The sequence below is a fragment of the Sphaerospermopsis reniformis genome, from assembly GCF_005402885.1.
Classification (GTDB): Bacteria; Cyanobacteriota; Cyanobacteriia; order Cyanobacteriales; family Nostocaceae; genus Sphaerospermopsis; species Sphaerospermopsis kisseleviana.
The window spans coordinates 26,360-32,709 of record NZ_BJCE01000035.1 but is presented as its reverse complement, the minus strand read 5'-3'; the positions used below and the strand labels follow the sequence as shown (position 1 = coordinate 32,709).

Below are 6,350 nucleotides of genomic sequence, written 5' to 3'. Positions count from 1 at the left end.
CCTGAATGGTGTAAAGATGCGCCATATCAAATTAAATCTATTGCCATTAAAGATGCTTGCCAAGCTGTTAAAAATGCTAAGAAAAAGTATATTAATGGTGGTGGAATTAGCAGGTGTAGATTCAGAACCAAAAAAGATCCTGTGCAGTCTTGTTATATTCCCAAATCTGCCGTAAAAGATGCAGGAATTTATCACACTGTGTTAGGAGAGCTAAAATATAAAGATCCTCTCCCTGATGGGTTTGGAGATTGTAGATTAGTCTCATTTTACGGAGATTATTACATCTGCTTACCAATAGAAAGTCTACGGCATAAAACCGAGAACCAAGGTCGTGTTGTAGCTTTAGATCCCGGAATTAGAAATTTTTTAACCTTCTTTGCGGATAATTGCTTTGGATGGTTAGGCGAAAATGCTAATCTAAGAACCCAGAAACTTTGTTTCAAATTAGATAAGTTAATTAGCAAAATATCTAAGGCTAAGAGCAAACAGAAGAAGAGATTAAAAAATGCAGCAACTCGGCTAAGAGGAAAGATTAAATATCTAGTAGACGAGTTGCATAAAAAGACAGCTAGATTTTTGGTTGATAATTTTGATGTGATTCTACTTCCTACTTTTGAGACATCTATGATGTCTAGAAAAGTCAAGAGAAGGATTAAGTCTAAATCAGTCCGACAAATGCTTACTTTAAGTCACTACAAATTCAAGCAATTTATCAAACATAAAGCGCACGAATTTAATAAAATAGTGGTTGATGTTAATGAAGCATACACTTCAAAAACAGTAAGTTGGACTGGTGAAATCATCAATAATCTAGGGGGATCTAAAACTATCAAATCTCGGATAGATGGTAAAACTATGAACCGAGATTTGAATGGTGCGCGAGGAATTTATGTCTCGGCTTGCGCTCGACACAAGTCTTCGTGCATTGGTTGATACGCCTTGGTTGAGAGATAATCTCAACTTATGTATTTGTTAGCATTAGTTAGCAAAAAGGTATCGGCTCTAGTATCCTGTTAAAAAATATGCAAACAAATTCTAAATCGAATAGTGCATCCACAGTAGTGCGCTCTAAAAGAAAACGTAATTCCCCTAGAAAAATATCAACTTCTCTAGTCAGTGAGGCAGTAGTATCAACATTGGAGAAAAATTCTGGACAAAAAACAGTCACAAATACCACAAATGTGAATGGGCAGTCCAAGGATAAACACCTAAATGAGATGTCTACTGCTGCATCCACACCGATATGGTTGCTACGCTTGCACGCTGTCTATCGTTATTCCTCAGCTGCGACATTTGTATCTGTGGCTGCAACACTGGTGGTTTATGGTTTGACAGTCTATTCTCAAGAGCTTTGGAGTCAATATTACCGCACTCTGCAAAGCCTACAACGTCATGAGCGGCAGTTGAACACAATCAATGCAGCACTGATCAAAAAGATGGCTGAAGAGGGAGAAAAAGCAGAAGCAGGACTAAGATTACCAACTCCAGGGGAGACAATTTTTTTGCCACCAACATCCCCTAGTCCAAAGTCAGCATCCTCAAGTATAATTCCCAATTCACAAGTGCAGTCCCAAACTTCCTCTCCATTAGGATATTAAAATTTAAAGAGATTGGTGATTGCTAATTGATTACCCCTGTTACCTGTTCTCTATTCGCTTTTACCTGTTCCCTGTTCCCTGTTCTCTATTCCCTATTCCCTGTTCCCTATTCCCTATTCCCTATTCCCTGTTCCCTATTCCCTATTCCCTGTTCCCTAACAACTGAGAACTGACACAAAAAAACCCAATGCAGAAGTCACCAAGCCGAACAAAATTGAGAAATTTGCAGAATTTAAAGTTTACAAGGCGGCGCAAGTTCTACAAACAAGCTGTACCAGAGAATGGTTTTCCTCAAGCTCAAGCAACCAATCCCAAGTCTCGACTGTTGATAGTTTGGGGTATCTTGGTTGCTGCTGGGTTGGGGTTGGCTTTCAATTTGTATCGACTGCAAATTATTGATGGTGCAAAACTCACTCAAAGGGCAAGAAACCAGCAAATGGTGAATGAGCGTCCTTTTATACCCCGTCGCCCAGTGGTTGATCGCAATAACAATATGTTGGCCATTGACCGTCCAGTATATACCCTGTATGCCCATCCCAAACTATTTGATAAGTCTAAGGAGGAAATAGCAGAAAAAATTGCACCAATTCTCAACAAAGATGCTCGTCAGTTAGTAAAAACATTTGAAAGTAGAAGCAGCGGTATTCTGATTGCTAATGGTATTGGCGAAAATATTGCCGATCGCTTGATTTCATTCCGCTTGAATGGCTTGGAATTTATTCAAAAATATTCCCGTTTCTACCCACAAGATGATTTGGTTGCTAATGTAGTGGGCTATGTTAATCTTGACCGTCAGGGTCAGGCGGGGGTTGAATATAGTCAAGAGACACTATTGGAACGCTCCAGGCAAACAGTGCGTCTCAGTCGGGCTGGTAACGGTGCAATTATGCCAACCTATGCACCAGAAGGATTTTTGCATTCTGATGATTTAAAACTGCAACTCACTATTGATCATCGTTTACAACGGGCAGCCCGGACGGTACTCAAACAACAGATTGACAAGTTTCAGGCTAAACGCGGTGCTGTAATTGTGATGGATGCCACCGATGGTTCATTATTGGCCTTGGTTTCTCATCCTACCTATAATGCAAATCAATATTCCAAAGCAGATATTTCACTGTTTAGAAATTGGCCTGTCGCGGATCTTTATGAACCAGGTTCTACTTTTAAACCTTTAATTGTGGCGATCGCTCTGGAAAATGGTGTCATCAAACCAGAGGATGTATTTAATGACCCAGGTACTATTAAAGTCGCTGACCGCATTATCAAAAACGCAGAAATTAACAGTTTTAGACGAATTAATATTGCCGAAATTTTACAAACTTCTAGCAACGTTGGTATGGTACAAATTATCCAACGTCTGAAGCCGAGAACATATTATAACTGGTTAGAAAAACTGGGACTAGGACAAAAAATGGATACAGATTTGCCTTTTGCAGTCAGTGGCAGTCTCAAAAGGCAAGAAAAATTCCTATCCTCTAATCTAGAACCAGCAACTACTTCTTTTGGGCAAGGTTTTTCTTTGACACCTTTACAACTGGTGCAAATGCACGGCGCTTTGGCTAATGGTGGTAAATTGATAACACCCCATGTAGTTGAAGGCTTGATTGATAATCAAGGTAAAATTCACTACTCACCTAATCTACCAGCACCACGCCAGATTTTCTCACCTACAACTACCCAAAAGGTCATGGACATGATGGAAACTGTGGTTTCTCAGGGAAGTGGTAAAGCTTCTCAAATCAAAGGATACGGTATTGCAGGTAAAACCGGTACAGCCCAAAAAGCCTCTCCTAAAGGTGGATATATTCCCGGTGCAAGAATTACTAGCTTTGTGGGTATTGTCCCAGCAGAAGCCCCCCGTTATGTAGTTTTGGCAATAGTCGATGAACCAAAAGGAGCAAATGCCTATGGTGGAACTGTGACAGCGCCTATTGTTAAATCTGTAATGGAAGTGCTTATTCCTATGCAGAAGATTCCACCAAGTCAGCAGGTGACAGGTGATAATTGATAATTGATAATTGATAATTGATAGTTGTTTTTATCCAATTACCAATTACCAATTACCAATTACCAATTACCAATTACCAATTACCTCAAACATAAGTTCTCTTGATTGTTTCTTCAATTGAACCTAGATTTTCAAACATTTCAATTAGTTGATGGGATTTGGTTTTGCGATTTGCCAAAATATCTTTTAATGGGGCTAAAAATTTAATATCTGGGTCATTTTCTAGGGCATTTTCAGCAGCTTGTAAAACTTTGGTGGCATTCAGAAAAATATCATCATGATCAAATCCTGCTTTGGCTGAAATTTGATGTAAAGTTGTATCAGGTACAATAGCTCTACCTTCCAAGGTTTTATCTAAAGCCAAACCTTTTAACAGTGCCAGTAACCCTGCATAAATAGAAAAATTATCACAGCTATCACAAGCTTTAAATTCGATTCTTCCTACTTCTGCGGGAATGCGGGCAATTTTCGTTAATGAAGGTACACTTTTAATTAAATGTTCCTGGTTTTCCACAAACACTAATGTTGCTGATCTTTTGCCAGTTCTGATAAATGTCCTCACTGATAAACCTTCCCATAAACTGCCATTATAAAACGGAGAACTGTAACTAAAAGGAACAATAAAAGGACTGTAATAGGTCAGTTTTTTCCCAATATCAATTACATTTTCTATAGGCAAATCTGCTATGGAAATATTTAAATCTGGACCATAGGAAACCATGTAAATATGGGCAGTTTGTTCATCTGGATAAGCTTGTAATTGCCTAAGTTCAAAATCATTTAATGGTGGTTGGGGTTCAAAAACACAAGTATAGGGATTAAAACTGATTAAAACAGGAGAAAAACCAAAACTAGCAGCTGTCTCACGTAGTAAATAAAAACTAGCTGTTAATTCATCAATTGCACCTTGAATAGTAGAATTTATAGTAGTTCTAATTTCGATGCCTTTAGCTACACAATCAATTACTGCTTCTGAATCAGCAAATCTTTCAAAACCCTCAATATACCATCGCTTCTTTTTAATACCAGCATCACCAACCCTCAATTGTGGGTAGTCATGGGGGTAAAGAGGTAATTTGTCAACTATTTGCTGAAAATCAGCAAATTTTGTACAAGAGAAATCAGCAAACTTTCCTTCATGGTTAAGAAAAGCAACTTCATGTTCAATTCCGAAAAAAAACATAGGTGATTGGTGATTGGTGATTGGTGATTGGGCATTATTAGATTATTAATCTTCCCCTGCCTCCCCTGCCTCTCACAAGGGTAGGTATTTTACATTGTCGTGAGGGCAAGACTTGGAGGACAAGGCAGACAAGGTGACAAGGGAGGAAATACGTAACAAAAATGTACAATTAGTAACAACAACTGAGGCTCAACAGACCTTGTACTGAGCGAAGCCGAAGTACATTTTTTGTAGAAAATCTTCCTTGTCTACAATACCTCCTTGTCTTCGGTGGTCCTGCCTCAACAGATAATATTAAAAACCTACCCCTGTGAGCTGCCTCCCCTGCCTTCTGCCTTCTGCCTCCTTTAAGGTAGTAAATAGAAAAAATTATCAATAATCTTTGTAAAAGGGATTTTAGCGCAAAACAGACGATTGGGGTAGTTTAGAAATGAATGATTGATAATATCTTGAATGTCTTGAATATCTTGAGGCGTGAGTTTTTATGACAAGTGCGGTTAAAACCCCCTACAGTAGCGAACAAATTACGGTTTGGTTACGTGGACTACTAACTATTGCTTGGGCTGATGGTAATTTTGATGCCCAAGAACAGGAGTTAATTAACAGCATTACCAAAGATGAATTAGCCCCTTGTCTGAAATGGGATTCATTAGAGATAATTACACCTGAAGAATTAGCTGCTGTGTTGGGTAAAGGTACAGCAGTTGGGGAAAATTTTTTGCGGACAGCAGTGATGGTGGCGATCGCTGATGGAATATATTCTCCCAGCGAAGAAAAAATTTTACACAAGTTTTGTCAAGCTTTGGAATTAGACACCCAAGCCCTCACAGCTTTACGTCACACATTGGAACATCCCAAACAAGTACAAGAAACCACCCTACACCCACCAGATATATTGCACCCGCTTCGGGATTGGTTAGACGGGTTAGAAATTCATGATCCTAGAGTTGCCAGATTTTTATGTAAAATGATTCCTTCCCAGTGTCCTTTTGAAAGAGATGTCACCCTATTTGGTAAAAAAATAGTCCATATTCCCCCAATGTGCAAAATCAACCCATTGTATGAACAATTAGTAGGTTTACGCTTTCGCGCTCTTTCCTACCTTGCTGATGAATGTCAGGAGGATGTTTCACAGTATATTTAGGCATTAGGTATGGAGCATGGAAGATTTTTTATGCTCTATTCCCGCCCTTAACAAATAAACCAGGTGCATAATTCTTGTATTTAATGAATAGACCAGATTTTGAAAATTTAGAGGTTTACAAATTAGCTGAAAAGTTAGCTAATCAAATTTGGTATATTGTTAAAGAATGGGACTATTTCGCCAAGGATACTATAGGCAAGCAAATTGTGAGGCTGCTGATAGTGTTTGTACCAATATTGAGGAAGGCAGGGGGCGATATAATGGCCAAGATAATCGCTGATTTGTAAAAATTGCTAGAGGGTCTTTATATTAAACAATAAGTTTGTTAAGACTAGCATACTCTAGACAATTATTAACCAATGAACAAATAAACCGATTCAAACCAATTATTGAGGAACTGTTACCTAAACTTAG

6 protein-coding genes are annotated in these 6,350 nt (G+C 38.6%); 5 read left to right on the top strand and 1 reads right to left on the bottom strand.

Annotated elements, in window-relative coordinates; all coding sequences use genetic code 11:
- The 3 genes from FFR48_RS07505 to FFR48_RS07495 form a co-directional block, all read left to right on the top strand.
- The coding region (locus FFR48_RS07505) for an RNA-guided endonuclease InsQ/TnpB family protein (protein ID WP_236104023.1) at positions 1 to 933 on the top strand (933 nt) is incomplete at its 5' end.
- Between the two features lie 89 nt (positions 934 to 1,022).
- Positions 1,023 to 1,598, top strand: coding sequence for a hypothetical protein (locus tag FFR48_RS07500; RefSeq protein ID WP_137666928.1), 576 nt, complete (start codon positions 1,023 to 1,025; stop codon positions 1,596 to 1,598).
- A gap of 187 nt (positions 1,599 to 1,785) precedes the next feature.
- On the top strand, positions 1,786 to 3,609 hold the full coding sequence (locus FFR48_RS07495; protein WP_137666927.1) for a peptidoglycan D,D-transpeptidase FtsI family protein: 1,824 nt from the start codon (positions 1,786 to 1,788) through the stop codon (positions 3,607 to 3,609).
- Positions 3,610 to 3,694: 85 nt separating this feature from the next.
- Here the strand turns inward: FFR48_RS07495 and FFR48_RS07490 are convergent, their stop codons facing one another.
- Positions 3,695 to 4,792, bottom strand: a complete 1,098-nt coding sequence (locus FFR48_RS07490) for a glutamate--cysteine ligase (RefSeq protein WP_137666926.1) — start codon at positions 4,790 to 4,792, stop codon at positions 3,695 to 3,697.
- Between the two features lie 484 nt (positions 4,793 to 5,276).
- Between FFR48_RS07490 and FFR48_RS07485 the strand changes: the two genes are divergently transcribed.
- The gene (locus tag FFR48_RS07485; RefSeq protein WP_137666925.1) at positions 5,277 to 5,936 is read left to right on the top strand and encodes a Mo-dependent nitrogenase C-terminal domain-containing protein; all 660 of its coding nucleotides are present in this window, start codon (positions 5,277 to 5,279) and stop codon (positions 5,934 to 5,936) included.
- Between the two features lie 83 nt (positions 5,937 to 6,019).
- Positions 6,020 to 6,223: a four helix bundle protein gene (locus FFR48_RS30355; protein WP_307722510.1), complete on the top strand. Its 204-nt coding sequence runs from the start codon at positions 6,020 to 6,022 to the stop codon at positions 6,221 to 6,223.
- The last annotated feature ends 127 nt before the right edge of the window (positions 6,224 to 6,350 follow it).